Here is a 14,183-nt window from a genome sequence, read left to right as displayed (position 1 = left end):
CTGCTCCGGGCAGCCGCCCCTCACGGCGTCTCGATGACCCGGCGGGCTTGGCGGCCGGTGGCGATCAGGTGGCCGCGGGCGTCCCAGACCTCGCTGGCGTCGACGCACCAGCCGCCGCCCGCGTGCTCGGTGCGGATGCGCAGCAGGGCCCACTCCCGGGCGTCGTAGTCCGCGGCGGCGTCGCCGAAGTGCACCGCGAGTTCGACCGTGGGCACGGGGACCGGGTCCTCGCGGATCGCGTAGAGGCCCGGGGCCAGGGCGTCGAGCATGATCACCGCCGCCGACTCCGGGCGCGGGGGAGGGGCGGGCATGCGCGCCCAGCCCACCAGTTCCGGGTCGTCGCCGCCGCTGAGCGGGAGCCTGCCCACGGGGCGGATCTCCAGGTGCTCGGCGAAGGGCACCAGGTGGCCGGGGAACTCCACGCCCGACACGTCGTCCGGCGCGGGCACGCGGGGTGCGGTCGGTCCGGGCAGCCCCGGGCCGCTGACCGAGGGGCCGAAGGTGCCGGTGGCCAGCACGGACACGCGGTCCTCGGCGATGAGCTGCGCGGTCACCACCGACGCGCTGCGGCCCGCCTTCACCAGCGTGGTCTCCACCAGCACCTCGGGCGCCCGGACGGAGCTGAGGTAGGTCAGGTGCAGCGCCCTGGCCGCGGCGCCGGGGACGCGGCGGCCCGCGTGGTCGAGCAGCAGGCCGCCGAGCAGGCCGCCGTGGGCGCCGGTCCAGGAGCGCCAGCTGGCGGGGATCGCGTCGGTGTCCGGCATGTCCTGCTCCCAGGGTCAGTGGCGCAAAGCAACTGCCCGCAGCCTAGCGGTCCCCGGCGCGCCGGGGACGTGCTCCCGGTCGCGCTTGACACCTGCGCTGATCTCGGTATTCTGATGCCAGTCGAACAAGTGTTCGAGCTGAGCCCGGGGTGTCGTCGAGACCACCCCGATCCGCCGTCTCCCCACGGCTCCGCGCGTATTGAGCGGTACGCGCGGCGACGTGGGAGGTGTGCGGTGGGGCGTCCGGGGGCCTTCAGGTCGGGGAGACACCTGAGGGCCCCCGGCTCCCCGTCCCGGGGGTCGTCGTGACCTCGCCGGGCCCCGTGCCGCTGCCGTCCACAGTGGACCGGCTGGCGGCCGCCCTCGCCGGGTCCGCGCCCGAGGTGCGCACCATCCCCGTCCGGGCCGACCTGGCCGACCTGTTCCCCTGGGGCGGCCTGCGCCGCGGCGGGACCGTCGCCGTGCACGGCGCCGCGCTCCTGCTGGCGCTGCTGGCCGAGCCCACCCGCGCCGGGTCCTGGGCCGCCGTCGTGGGGCTGCCCGCCCTCGGCCTCGTCGCCGCCGAGGAGGCGGGCGTGCGCACCGACCGCGTCGCGCTGGTGCCCAGCCCCGGCGGGGACGTCGGCGCGGTGGTGGCCGCGCTGCTCGACGGGTTCGACCTCGTGGCAGTCTCGGCCTCCCGGGTCGCGGAGGCGTTGGCGCGCAAGCTCTCCGCGCGCGCCCGCAGCCGCGGCGCGGTGCTGCTGCCGCTGGGCGGCTGGCCCGCCGCGGAGGTGGAGCTGCGCGTCGACGGCGACCGCTGGTGGGGCCTGGGGGAGGGGCACGGGCACCTGCGCGGGCGCGAGGTGCGGGTCAGCGCGACCGGGCGCGGCGCCGCGGCGCGGCCCGTCGTCCGCACCGTCACGCTGCAAGGTGAACCGCCGCCGAGCCGCTTGACGCGCCCGGTGTTCGAACATATGTTCGACCCATCGACCGGGGTGGGCCCGGCCGAGGTCCGCGGGGGAGGTGCCGGGTGAGTCGCCTGTTCGTCCTCTGGTGCCCCGACTGGCCCGTGGTCGCCGCGGGCCAGGTCGCCGGGCTGCCCGTGGACGTCCCCGCCGCGGTGGTCGCGGCCAACCGGGTGCTCGCCGCCAACGCCGCCGCCCGCGGCGAGGGGGTGCGCCGGGGCATGCGCCGCCGCGAGGCCCAGGGCCGCTGCCCGGACCTGGCGGTGCTGCCCGCCGACGCCGACCGCGACGCCCGGCTGTTCGAACCGGTCGCCGCCGCCGTGGAGGAGCTGGCCCCGGGCGTGGAGGTCGTGCGCCCCGGCGTGGTCGCGGTGCCCGCGCGCGGCCCGGTCACCTACTACGGCACCGAGGAGCGGGTGGCCGAGCGGCTGATCGACGCGGTGGCCGCCGCGGCCGACGCCGAGGCCGTGGTCGGCGCCGCCGACGGGCTGTTCGCCGCCACCCTGGCCGCCCGCCGCGGCCTGCTGGTGCCCGCGGGCGCCACCCCCGCCTTCCTCGCCCCGCTGGCCACCGCCGAGCTGCTGCCCGAGCGCGCCGAGCTGGTCGACCTGCTGCGCAGGCTCGGCCTGCGCACCCTGGGCGCGTTCGGCGCCCTGCCCGAGCACGACGTCGCCTCCCGCTTCGGCGCCGACGCGGTGCTGGCCCACCGGCTCGCCCGCGGCCTGCAGGAGCGCCCGCCGAGCCGCCGCACCCCACCGGCCGACCTCACCGCCGCGCACACCCCGGACGAGCCGCTGGAGCGGGTCGAGGCCGCCGCGTTCGCCGCCCGCGGCCTGGCCGAGCGCCTGCACGCCACCCTCGCCGCGCACGGCCTGGCCTGCACCCGCCTGGCCATCGAGGCCACCACCGCGCGCGGCGAGCACCTGCGCCGGGTCTGGCGCTGCGCCGACCCGCTGACCCCCTCGGCCATGGCCGACCGCCTGCGCTGGCAGCTCGACGGCTGGCTGCGCGCCGCCGACCGCCCGTCGGCGGGGGTGGTGGAGCTGCGCCTGGTGCCCGAGGAGCTGGTCACCGGCACCGCCCTGCAGGTCTCGCTGTGGCAGGAGGGCGACGACGAGGCCACCGCCCGCGCCGCCAGGGCCATGGCGCACGTGCAGGGCCTGCTCGGCCCGGACGCGGTGCGCACCCCCGTGCTCGGCGGCGGCCTGGGCCCGGCCGACCGCGTCCACCTGGTGCCGTGGGGCGACGAGCGCACCCCGGCCACCCCGCCGGACCGTCCCTGGCCCGGCCGCGTCCCCGCGCCTTCGCCCGCGGTGGTGCCCACCCGCCCGCTGCCCGCCACCGTCCTGGGCCCCGGCGGCGGCCCGGTCGGCGTGGACGGCCGCTTCGCCCTCACCGCCACCCCCACCGACGTGGCGGTGGACGGCGCACCGGCCCGCCCGGTGCTGGCCTGGGCCGGGCCCTGGCCCGCCGACGAGACCTGGTGGGACCCGGCGGCGGCGCACCGGCGCGCCCGCGTGCAGGTCCTGCTGCGCTCCGAGGAGGGCGCGCACAGCGCGTACCTGCTGGTGCGCGAGAACCTCAAGTGGACGGTGGAGGGACTGTACGAGTGAACCCCGACGACGACCTGGCCGTGGCCGAGTGGTGGGACCTGGTGGACCTGGCCGCGCTCATCCCCGAGCAGCGCCGCCCACCGGAGGACGAGCTCTAGGCCGGTGGGCTGGAACAACCCCCCGGTGCGCTGGTCGGAGCTGGAGCGCATCCTCTCCGGCCGCGCCCCGGAGACCGGCGACGGCGGCGACAGCCCGGCGTGGACGCGCAAGCGCGAGCGCTACGCCCCGCCGGTGGGCACCGCCGCGCCCGCGCCCACCGACCACCCCGACGGCGACTCCCGGGTCCCCTACGCCGAGCTGCACTGCCACTCCAACTTCAGCTTCCTCGACGGCGCCAGCCACCCCGAGGAGCTGGTGGAGGCCGCGTCCCTGCTCGGCCTGGACGCCCTGGCGATCACCGACCACGACGGCATGTACGGGGTGGTGCGCTTCGCCGAGGCGGCCAGGGAACTGGGCGTGCGCACGGTGTTCGGCACCGAGCTGAGCCTGGGGCTGACCGCCCCGCAGAACGGGGTGGCCGACCCGGAGGGCGAGCACCTGCTGCTGCTGGCCGACGGCACCGAGGGCTACCACCGGCTCTGCGGGGTGCTCACCACCGCGCACCTGGCGGGCGGGGAGAAGGGCAAGCCCGCCTACGACCTGCGCGAGGTCGTCGAGCAGACCCGCGACCACTGCGTCGTGCTCACCGGCTGCCGCAAGGGCGCCGTCCGCCGCGCCCTCGACCGGGAGGGGCCCGCGGCCGCGTTCGCCGAGCTGGCCGCGCTCAGGGCCTGCTACGGCGACGAGCGGGTGTTCGTCGAGCTGACCGACCACGGCCTGCCCGAGGACTCCACCCGCAACGACCTGCTGGCGGCGATGGCCGCCGAGCTGCGGCTGCCCACCGTGGCCACCAACGCCGTGCACTTCGCCCAGCCCGCGCGCGGCAGGCTGGCCGCCGCGGTGGCCGCGGTGCGCGCCCGGCGCAGCCTCGACGACCTCGCCGGGTGGCTGCCGCCCGCCCCCACCGCGCACCTGCGCACGGGGGCGGAGATGCTGGCCCGGTTCCACCGCTACCCCGGCGCGGTGCAGCGCTCGGCCGTGCTCGGCGTGCAGCTGTCGTTCGACCTGCGCCTGGTGGCCCCCGAGCTGCCCCCGTTCGACGTGCCGCCGGGGCACACCGAGACCACCTACCTGCGCGAGCTGACCTACCGGGGCGCCGCGGCCAAGTACGGCTCGGCCGCGGAGGCCCCGCGCGCCTACGACCAGATCGCCCACGAGCTGCGGGTGATCGAGGAGCTGGGGTTCCCCGGCTACTTCCTGGTGGTGTGGGACATCGTGGAGTTCTGCAGGCGCTCGGGCATCTACTGCCAGGGCCGCGGGTCGGCGGCGAACTCGGCGGTGTGCTTCGCGCTGGGCATCACCAAGGTCGACGCGGTGCGCTGGGAGCTGCTGTTCGAGCGGTTCCTGGCCCCGGCCCGCGACGGGCCCCCGGACATCGACCTGGACATCGAGTCCGACCGGCGCGAGGAGGCCATCCAGTTCGTCTACCGCAAGCACGGCCGCCGCCACGCCGCCCAGGTCGCCAACGTCATCACCTACCGGGCGAAGTCGACGGTGCGGGACATGGCCAAGGCCCTGGGGTACTCCCCGGGCCAGCAGGACGCGTGGAGCAAGCAGATCGACCGGTGGGGCCCGCTGGCCGAGACCGCGGGCGACAACCACCTCGACGTGCCGCCCGCGGTGCTGGAGCTGGCCGGGCAGCTGGAGGACTTCCCCCGGCACCTGGGCATCCACTCCGGCGGCATGGTCATCTGCGACCGCCCGGTGAGCGAGGTGTGCCCGGTGGAGCCCGCGCGGATGGCCGACCGCACGGTGCTCCAGTGGGACAAGGACGACTGCGCCGCGGTGGGCCTGGTCAAGTTCGACCTGCTGGGCCTGGGGATGCTCTCGGCCCTGCACTACGCCGTCGACCTCGTCCGCGACCACCACGGCGTCGAGGTGGACCTGGGCGGGCTGGACCTGGCCGACGCGCGCGTCTACGACATGCTCTGCGCCGCGGACTCGGTCGGGGTGTTCCAGGTGGAGAGCCGCGCGCAGATGGCGACCCTGCCCCGGTTGCGCCCGCGCGAGTTCTACGACCTGGTCGTCGAGGTCGCCCTGATCCGCCCCGGCCCCATCCAGGGCGGGTCGGTGCACCCCTACATCCGCCGCAAGAACGGCGAGGAGGAGCCGCACGTCGACCACCCGCTGCTGGCCAAGGCCCTGGACAAGACGCTGGGGGTGCCGCTGTTCCAGGAGCAGCTGATGCAGATCGCCGTCGACGTCGCGGACTTCACCCCCGCCGAGGCCGACGAGCTGCGCCGGGCGATGGGCGCCAAGCGCTCCACCCGCCGGATGGAGCGGCTGCGCGAGCGCTTCCACACCGGCGCCCTGGCCAACGGCCTGCCCCCGGAGGTGGCGGAGCGCGTGTACGAGAAGCTGCTGGCGTTCGCCAACTTCGGCTTCCCGGAGAGCCACGCGCTCAGCTTCGCCCTGCTGGTCTTCGCGAGCGCCTGGTTCAAGCTCTACCACCCGGCGGCGTTCTGCGCGGCCCTGCTGCGCGCGCAGCCGATGGGCTTCTACTCCCCGCAGTCCCTGGTCGCCGACGCCCGCAGGCACGGCGTCGAGGTCCGCGGCCCGGACATCAACGCCAGCACCGAGCACGCCCGCCTCGAACCCGCCGCGTGGACCGGCGTCGACCCCCTCGGCGCCCGCCGCGACCGCGGCAGCGCCCTGCGCACCGGCCTGTCCACCGTCCGCCTCATCGGCGAGGACCTGGCCACCCGCATCGTCACCGCCCGCGGCACCACCCCCTACCGCGACCTGGTCGACCTCGTCCGCCGCGTCCCGCTCACCCGCCCCCAGCTGGAGGCCCTGGCCACCGCGGGCGCCTTCGAGTCCCTGGGCCTCACCCGCCGCGAAGCCCTCTGGGCCGCGGGCGCCGCCGCCACCGACCGCCCCGACCACCTCCCCGGCACCACCGTCGGCACCACCCCCCCGACCCTGCCCGGCATGGACGCCCTGGAACGCGCCGCCGCCGACGTCTGGTCCACCGGCCTGTCCCCCGACACCTTCCCCACCGAGTTCCTCCGCCCCCACCTCACCCGCCGCGGCGCCCTCCCCATCGCCCAGCTCCCGCACACCGAGCACGGCACCCGCGTCCACATCGGCGGCGCCGTCACCCACCGCCAACGCCCCCAGACCGCGGGCGGCGTCACCTTCCTCAACATCGAGGACGAGACCGGCATGGCCAACGTCGTCTGCTCCCCCGGCCTCTGGCTCCGCTACCGCAAGGTCGCCCGCACCAGCTCCGCCCTCCTGGTCCGGGGCACCCTCCAGAACACCCACGGCGTCACCACCCTCGTCGCCGAGCACCTGGAACCCCTCCACCCCCACATCCCCACCAGCTCCCGCGACTTCCGCTGACCCCCGCCGAGCTGCGCCCACCCACCCGAGTTGTCCACAGCCCTTCCGCGTGGGTCGAGTTCCGTCGCCCCCCGCCGGTAACGTTGAAAACAGGGGTCCCCTTGCCCGGGCTACCCCCGCGCCAGCCTGGGCCGTGGTCGCATGAGAAGGCACCAAGGCGCCCCACCCCCCAAGCGGACCCACCCCACCGGTCCACAACGCGAGCCCCGCACACCCCCACTGGGCACCATGCCAAGCTGACCACCGTGGAAACGGGCGAGGACTACACCGACGCGGACCTGCACGAGCAGGTGTGGGAGCAGCGGCACTTCACCGCGTGCGCCTTCACCGAGGCGGACCTGCGCGGCGTGTCGACCACCGGGTGCACGTTCACCGACTGCGACTTCACCCGGGTGGACCTGGGGGAGTCGGTGCACGCCAGTTCGGCGTTCCGGTCGTGCTCGTTCGACCGGGCGACGTTGACCGACAGCCGGTTCTCGGGGTGCACGTTCCTCGGGTCGACGTTCCTGGACTGCCGGTGGATCCCGGTGTCGCTGTCCGACACGGACTTCACCCTGGCGAGCCTGTCCGGGGCGGCGCTGCGCCGGACGACGCTGGCGGGGTTGCGGTTCCGGGAGGCCAACCTCGTCGACGCCGACCTGCGCGAGGCCGACCTGCGGGGCGCGGACCTGACCGGGGCCCGGCTGACCGGCGCCAAGCTCACCGGGGCCGACCTGCGCGGCGCGCGCCTCGACGCCGACGGGCTGGTGCAGGCGCAGCTGCGCGGCGCCAAGGTCGACCTGGACACCGCCATCGCCTTCGCCGCCGCGCACGGCCTCGTCATCAGCTGAGGCCGACCGCGCCCCCGGGGCGGACCCCGGGGGCACGGCGCGTCACGGTCGGGTCGGTGCCTCGCGGTCGTTGACCTCGATGAGGTGCCCGGTGTCGAGCAGCTCGGCGATGGAGCCCGCCAGCAGGTAGGCGGTGCCGCCGCCCGGCTGGTCGAACCAGGGGATCGCCACCCCGGTCAGCACCTCGGTGGGCTTGATGACCCGGTAGGCCCGGTAGGGCCGCCCGACCCAGTCCGGCACCAGGGAGCGGCGCTCGAACGGGGTGCCCGCGGCGTAGGTGAGGTTGCCGCTGGGCTCGCCGTAGCGGTCGATCTCGGTGCCGGGGGGCAGCTCCAGCAGCTGCTTGCCGCGGAACAGGGTCAGCGGCGGCTCGCCCTGGCGGGGCTGGATGGGCCAGTCCTGCGGCCTGCGCGAGGCACCCTGCTGCTGGGCCTGCTGCACCTGCTGGGCCGGGTCGGGCCTGCGGGCGGGGGCCGGGCGGGGCTGGGCGAACACCTCCTCCGGCACCGGCGCGGGCGCGGGCTGGCGGGTGGGCAGCCCCGGTTCCTGGCCGCCGAACCCGCCGGGGGGCGGGCCGAACCGCTGCTGCGGCGGGGCCTGCTCCTGGGCCTCGTCGTCATCGGCCATCAGGTCGGCCAGCGACGCCTGCATGGTGGACTGCCCGACCTCGGCGGCGGTCTGCCCGGTGTCGAGCAGCACCTTGCCGAGCAGGAACGCCGACGCGTCGGCCACGTCCTCGAACACCGCGGGGGCCACGAAGCCCTGGTCGTACCAGCCGACCCGCCAGCCCTCGCCGGTCTGCTCCAGCGTCCAGGCCCGCGGCCCGGCGGCGCCGAGCTGGTAGCGCTGCGCGGGCACCCCCAGCTCGTCGAGCCGGGCGCGCAGCCCCGCCACGGCCTGCGCCGGGTCCCCGGACGAGGGCAGCGCGGCGGCGGGCGGCGCGCTCTGCTGCGGCGCGCCCTCCCCGGGGTTGGACTGGTCGGGGTGGGTGAACAGCTCGACGGGCTCCTCGGCCGCGATCGGCCGCTCGGGCGCCCCGGCCGCGGGCTGGAACGGCGCCCCGCCGAAGTCCGGCCGCTCCTGGCCGAACCCGCGCCCGCCGAACTCCGCCCCGCCGTCGAAGCCGCCCTCCGGCGCCTGCCGGAAGCCCGCGTCCCGACCGGCGAACCCGCTGTCGCCCTCGGGGTGCTGGCGGAAGTCGTCCTGCGCGCCGCGGGCCTCGCTGTAGTCGCCTTCGGCGGTGTGCTGGGCTGCCGGCGCTTCGCCGTAGCCGCCCTCAGCGGTGTGCTGCTGCCCGTGCGCGCCTGGGGTTTCGCCGTAGCCGCCCTCGGGGTGCTGCTGGCCCTGCGCGGCGAACTGGTTGCCCTCGGCCGTGTGCTGGTGGCCGAAGGCGTTGTCCTGCCCGAACTGCGCACCCTGGGCGTCGCTGTAGCCGCTCTCGGCGGGCTGGTGGCCCTGCGGGGCGAACTGGTCGCCGTAGTTGCCTTCTGCGGTGTGCTGCTGGTCGTGCGCGCCCGGGGTGTCGCCGTAGCTGCCCTCGGCGGGCTGGTGGCCCTGCGGGGCGAACTGGTCGCTGTAGTCGCCTTCGGCCGTGTGCTGCCTGCCGAAGTCGTTGTCCCGTGCGAACTGCGCGTTGCGGTCGTCGTCGAAGCCGCTTCCGCCGCCCTGCTGGGCGAACTGGCCGCCCTGCGCCTCCGCGTAGTCGCCCTCGGCCGTGTGCTGCTGGCCGAAACCGTTGTCCTGCGGGGCGAACGGCGTACCGGGGGCCTCGCCGTAGCCGCCCTCGGTCGTCTGGCCGAAGGCGGGCCCGGAGTCACCCTGCGGCGCGAACCCGTCACCGTGGTCACCCTCGGGGCGCTCCCCGTGCGCGGGGGCGCCACCCCGCTCGTCGAACTGTCCACCCTGGACCGGCGCGTCGCCGTGACCGGGGGCGTCGTGCGTGCGGAAGTCCTCGCCGCCTGCGAACGCGGCACCCCGGCCGCCGAACGCTTCGCCCCGCGGGGCGAAGCGGTCGTCCTGGTCGGGGGCCTCGTGCTGGCCGAAGTCGGGGCCCTGCGCGCCGAACCCGGCGGCGCGGCCCTGCGGGTCGTCGAAGCCGCCCGGCTCGCGGAAGTCGCCGCCGCCGTGCGCGGGCTGCTGGTGGCCGAACCCGCTGTCGTCCGCCGCGGGCTCCTCGCTCCGGCGCCTGCGACCGCCCTCGGCCGCGGGCTCGGCGGCGTGCTGCCCGTGCTCGGCCTGCTCGCCCGCGTCGTCGCCCTGCGCGGCGAACCCGGGACCACCGTGGCCGCCCTCGTCCTCCCGGCCGCCGAAGCCGCCGGGGGTGAACTCCTCGCGGCCCCGCTCGTCCTGGTGGGCGTCCCGGGCCCGGAAGTCGTGCCCGTTGCCCGCCTGCCCGCCGTCCCCGGCGCGGAAGTCGTGGCCGTTGCCCGCCGGGGCGAACCCGCCCGGCGCGGCGCCGCGGCCGCCGAAGCCGCTGTCCTGCCGGTCGCGCCCCTCGAACGCGGGCGCGTCGCCCGCCTCGGCGCCGAACGCCGCCGGGGCGAAGTCCGCCCGCTGCTCGGCCGCGCCCTGGGCGGCGTAGTCCTCGGGCTGGTCGGCGTCGCGGCCGCCGAACCCGCTCGGCTCGCCCGCGGCGAAGCGCGGGTCGGGCTGCTCCTGCTCGACCTCGGGCTCCTGCCCGGTGTACTCGGCCTGATCGTCGGCGGGCTGCCTGCCAAACGCCGGGTCCGGCGGCGGGGCCTGCTCGGCGCGCGCCGCGAAGGCCGGGTCGCCCGCGTGGTCCGGCGCGGCGGGCGCCTGCTCGCGGGAGTCCTCCTCGGCCTGGAACGCGGCGGCCTCCTGGAACGGCGAGTCGTCCGCGCGCAGCGCCCGCCTGCCCTCGGCGGGCTGCTCGAACAGCCCGCCCGGCTGGCCACCGGCCAGCCCGCCCGGCTGCGGCGCGGCCGCGGCCTGCTCCGGCGCAGCGGCGGCGCCCGGCAGGCCACTGGCCCCGGCCCACTGCGCCGGGCGCGGGGCGTCCTCGGCGGGCGGCCGGTCCCACGGCGCGGGCGCCTGCTCGGCGGGCCGGGCGTCGGCGAAGGCGTCGAACGAGCGCTCCGAAGAGTGCCCGGCTTGTTCAGCCTGCCCGGCCTGCTCGGGCGCCGCGGGCGGCTGCTCGGGCTCCGGGGCTGCGGGCGGCTCGGGTGCCTCGGCGGCGGGCGGCTGCTCGGCGGGGGCCTCCGGCGGCACCGGCGGGCGCGGCGGGCGGCCCCTGGTCAGGAACGACGCCGCGCCGTGCAGGGCCTGCTCGGGCACCTCCGGCACGGTGAACTCCGCGCGCCGGGCGTGCTCGACCAGGTCCGGCTCGGGGGCCACGCCGTGCGTGCGCAGGTAGTAGTTCACCGCCGCGTGCCAGATCCACACCCCGTCGGTGTGGAAGGCGACCGGCACCGACTGCGCGCCCGCCTCGTCGAGCAGGTCGGTGTCGTAGCCGCGCGGGGGCAGCGGCAGCGGGGCGCTGTCGAGGTAGCGCAGCACGGCCTCGCGGTCGGCGTCGGTCACCGGCGGGCGGTTCACCGACGGGCGGCCGTCCGGGCCGGGGCCGTCGAAGATGCGGGCGACCCGGAACGGCGGCTTGAGCGCGGCCATCCGCCGGGTCAGCCACTCCGGCACGTTCTCCTCGTCGCGGGGGAAGGTGCGCAGGTCGTCGGCGTAGGCCGGGGGCGGCGGCGGGTTCGTCCACTGCGGCTCGTCCCGGTCGTACTCCAGGTTGTAGGCCGAGGGCTGGTCGAGCTGGTAGCGGGCGTTGTACCAGGTGCCGCGGCCCTCCCGGTACATCCCGGCGCGCAGCCGCCCGAACAGCGCAGCGGTCTCCTGGGCGATCGGGACCGGCTCGGTGCCGCCGCCCGCGAACGCCACCCGGCCCACCACCTCGGTGTACCGGCCCAGCGCCCGGTACTCCACGGTGATCGACTGCCAGCCCTCGGGGGCTGCCCGCAGCAACGCCAGCCCGATCTGCTTGACCAGGGCGTCCTGTTCGGTCGGGTTCAGCTGCGTCGGTTGTGCCACGGTGACATCTTCTCCTGCCGGTATGCGCCTGGCATACGGTGGACCCGGCGCTCGCCCGCTGCCTGCGGTGATGACGCAGGGTCAGCGCGCGGCCGGGACAGCGCGGGTCACGGGTCGGTTACGGCCCCCAGGACGGTATCCCGAAACGGCCCCCGCGCGCTCCCCCCGTCCACAGCGACCACCCAGCTGTGACCCTCACCGCACGCGCATCACCCGACCGTGGGATCCGACGGTTCAGGGCCACATTTGTGTCACCGGCACAAACGTGCCAGTGTTGGCGCCCGTGTCGGATGGTGATCTCGCGCCCCACCTGACCCGGCTCGGCCTGCCCGGGACCGAGATCAGCGTGTACACCCACCTGCTGCGCACCGGACCGCAGACCGCCGAGCAGGTCGCGGACGGGCTGGCCGCCGACCCCGCCGGGGTCGGGGCGGCGGTGCGCGCCCTCGTCGACGCCGGGCTCGTGGGCGAGGGCGGCGACGACGGCAGCGTCGTGACCCCCGTGCCGCCCGGCTCCGGCCTGCAGATCCTCAGCCGCAGGCGCGAGTCGGAGCTGGAGCAGGCCAGGGTGGCGACCCTCAACGCCTACGACAGCTTCCGCCGGGCCATCTCCCCGCAGCGCACCGACGACCTCATCGAGGTCGTCACCGGCACCGCGATCGCCCAGCGCATCCAGCAGATGGAGCTCTCCGCCCGGCACGAGGTGCGCAGGCTGGACTCCCCGCCCTACTTCACCGAGGGCCACGTCAACAACGCCGAGCTGGAGCAGCTGGCCCGCGGCGAGGTCACCTACCGGGTGGTCTACGCCCGCGCCTCCATCGAGGACCCCGGCCGCTACCAGCAGAACGTCCAGCCGTGCGTGGCGGCGGGGGAGCAGGCCAGGGTGCTGCCCGAGGTGCCGGTGAAGCTCACCATCGTCGACCAGCAGTTCGCCACCGTGTCGCTGCCGGTGGCCGAGGCCGACGTCAACCGCCAGCTGCTCGTGGTGCGCCCCAGCAGCCTGCTCAACGCCCTGGTGGGGCTGTTCGAGGCGTCCTGGCGGCTGGCCGTGCCGCTGCACGCCGGGGCGCGCGCCACCTCGCCGGTGCAGCCGATCGAGCAGCGCCTGCTGGGACTGCTCGCCGCGGGCGCCAACGACGACTCCATCGCCCGCCAGCTCGGGGTGAGCAGGCGCACGGTGTTCCGCCACCTGCAGCGGCTGATGGACCACGCGGGCGCCACCTCCCGCTTCCAGCTCGCCGTGCACGCCGTCCGGCACCGGTGGATCTGAGGTGACCGCACCGGCGCGCCGCGCGGACCGCCGGGCCGCGGGCGCCGTCGCCGCCGCGGTGGGCGGGGTGGCGCTGGCCGTGCAGAGCCGGGTCAACGGCGAGCTGGGCACCCGCCTGGCCGACGGGGTGCTGGCCGCGCTGATCTCCTTCACCGGCGGCCTGGTGGTGCTCGCCGCCGTCGTCGCCGCCCGCCCCGCGGGCCGGGCCGCTGCCCGCCGCTGGGCCGGGGCCCTGCGCACCGGCGCGCTCAAGCCCTGGCAGTGCCTGGGCGGCGCGGCGGGCGCGTCGTTCGTCTCCGCCCAGGGCCTGACCGCCTCCACCCTCGGCATCGCGCTGTTCACCGTCGCGGGCGTGGGCGGCCAGGTCGTGAGCAGCCTCGTGGTGGACCGCTCCGGCTTCGGCCCCGGCGAGCCGCGCCCGGTCACCCCCGCCCGCGCCGTGGGCGCCGCCCTGGCCGTGGTGGCCGTCGGCATCGCCGTCTCCGACCGCCTCGGCGTGCCCGGCCAGCTCTGGCTCGCCCTGCTGCCGGTGCTGACCGGGGCCGCGCTGAGCTGGGCCCAGGCCGCCAACGGCCTCGTCGGCCAGCACTCCGGCGACGTCGTCTTCGCGACCCTGGTGAACTTCGGCGTCGGCGCGGTGGTGCTCGTCGCGGTCAGCACCGCCGAGCTGCTCACCCGCGGCCTGCCCGCCGCCTTCCCCACCGACTGGCACCTCTACCTGGGCGGCCTACTCGGCATCGTCGCGCTGTCCACCTCGGTCTTCGCCGTCCGCCTCATCGGCGTGCTGCTCCTGGGCCTGTGCGCGGTGGCGGGCCAACTCGTCGGCGCCGTCCTGCTCGACGCCGCCACCCGCGGCGTGCCCACCGCCACCCTCGTCGGCGTCGCCCTCACCCTCGTGGCCGCCGCCGTCGCCGCCCTCCCCCCGCGCCGCCACCCCGCCCACCCCGGGTGGGAGGATGCTCCACCGTGAGCGGAGCCCCTCAGCGCGGCGGCAAGCACCCCGCCCTGGTCCACCTGCCGTTCGCCCTCGTCATGGCGGTCGTCGCCGTGGGCCTGGTCCGCATCGCCATGTACAACTGGCGCGAGGGCTCCATCTGGATCGGCCTGGCCCTCCTGCTCGCCGCGGGCCTGCGCGTCCTGCTCCGCGACGAGCAAGCGGGCCTCATCGCCGTCCGCAGCCGGGTCGTGGACACCTTCCTCTACACCGGCTTCGCCGTCATGGTCCTGTTCGTGGCCATCACCATCGAGGGCGGCCCCCTCACCCGCTA

Annotated in this window: 9 protein-coding genes; 7 read left to right on the top strand and 2 right to left on the bottom strand. The window is 76.7% G+C overall.

Annotated features, from left to right (window positions below; genetic code table 11):
* Window positions 1-20: 20 nt before the first annotated feature.
* On the bottom strand, window positions 21-764 hold the full coding sequence (locus BJP25_RS23770) for a thioesterase family protein (RefSeq protein ID WP_075977221.1): 744 nt from the start codon (window positions 762-764) through the stop codon (window positions 21-23).
* A 305-nt stretch (window positions 765-1,069) separates the two neighbouring features.
* Between BJP25_RS23770 and BJP25_RS23765 the strand changes: the two genes are divergently transcribed.
* The 4 genes from BJP25_RS23765 to BJP25_RS23750 all read left to right on the top strand — a co-directional run bounded on the left by BJP25_RS23765 (window position 1,070) and on the right by BJP25_RS23750 (window position 7,598).
* Window positions 1,070-1,780, top strand: a complete 711-nt coding sequence (locus tag BJP25_RS23765) for a hypothetical protein (RefSeq protein ID WP_075977220.1) — start codon at window positions 1,070-1,072, stop codon at window positions 1,778-1,780.
* A gap of 5 nt (window positions 1,781-1,785) precedes the next feature.
* Window positions 1,786-3,324, top strand: coding sequence for a DNA polymerase Y family protein (locus tag BJP25_RS23760; protein ID WP_075977788.1), 1,539 nt, complete (start codon window positions 1,786-1,788; stop codon window positions 3,322-3,324).
* Window positions 3,325-3,426: 102 nt separating this feature from the next.
* Complete coding sequence (locus BJP25_RS23755) at window positions 3,427-6,768, top strand: error-prone DNA polymerase (protein ID WP_075977219.1); 3,342 nt, start codon at window positions 3,427-3,429, stop codon at window positions 6,766-6,768.
* Between the two features lie 245 nt (window positions 6,769-7,013).
* Window positions 7,014-7,598 (top strand): pentapeptide repeat-containing protein, encoded by a 585-nt coding sequence (locus BJP25_RS23750; RefSeq protein WP_075977218.1) that lies wholly within the window; start codon window positions 7,014-7,016, stop codon window positions 7,596-7,598.
* 42 nt (window positions 7,599-7,640) lie between these two features.
* On the opposite strand, the gene BJP25_RS23745 is transcribed toward BJP25_RS23750, so the two are convergent.
* Window positions 7,641-11,645 (bottom strand): glycohydrolase toxin TNT-related protein, encoded by a 4,005-nt coding sequence (locus tag BJP25_RS23745; RefSeq protein ID WP_075977217.1) that lies wholly within the window; start codon window positions 11,643-11,645, stop codon window positions 7,641-7,643.
* A gap of 283 nt (window positions 11,646-11,928) precedes the next feature.
* Here BJP25_RS23745 and BJP25_RS23740 point away from each other — a divergent pair, with 283 nt between their 5' ends.
* From BJP25_RS23740 to BJP25_RS23730, 3 genes are all read left to right on the top strand, one after another.
* Window positions 11,929-12,915, top strand: a complete 987-nt coding sequence (locus BJP25_RS23740) for a helix-turn-helix transcriptional regulator (protein WP_075977787.1) — start codon at window positions 11,929-11,931, stop codon at window positions 12,913-12,915.
* A 1-nt stretch (window position 12,916) separates the two neighbouring features.
* Window positions 12,917-13,885 (top strand): DMT family transporter, encoded by a 969-nt coding sequence (locus BJP25_RS23735; protein ID WP_075977216.1) that lies wholly within the window; start codon window positions 12,917-12,919, stop codon window positions 13,883-13,885.
* Window positions 13,882-14,183, top strand: a 302-nt coding sequence (locus tag BJP25_RS23730; RefSeq protein ID WP_075977215.1) for a DUF3017 domain-containing protein, incomplete at its 3' end; no start/stop codon positions are given. The genes BJP25_RS23735 and BJP25_RS23730, both read left to right, overlap by 4 nt.

It is taken from the genome of Actinokineospora bangkokensis (assembly GCF_001940455.1).
GTDB lineage: Bacteria > Actinomycetota > Actinomycetes > Mycobacteriales > Pseudonocardiaceae > Actinokineospora > Actinokineospora bangkokensis.
Note: the sequence above shows the minus strand (reverse complement) of the source record. Positions and strands in the feature narration are given on the sequence as shown.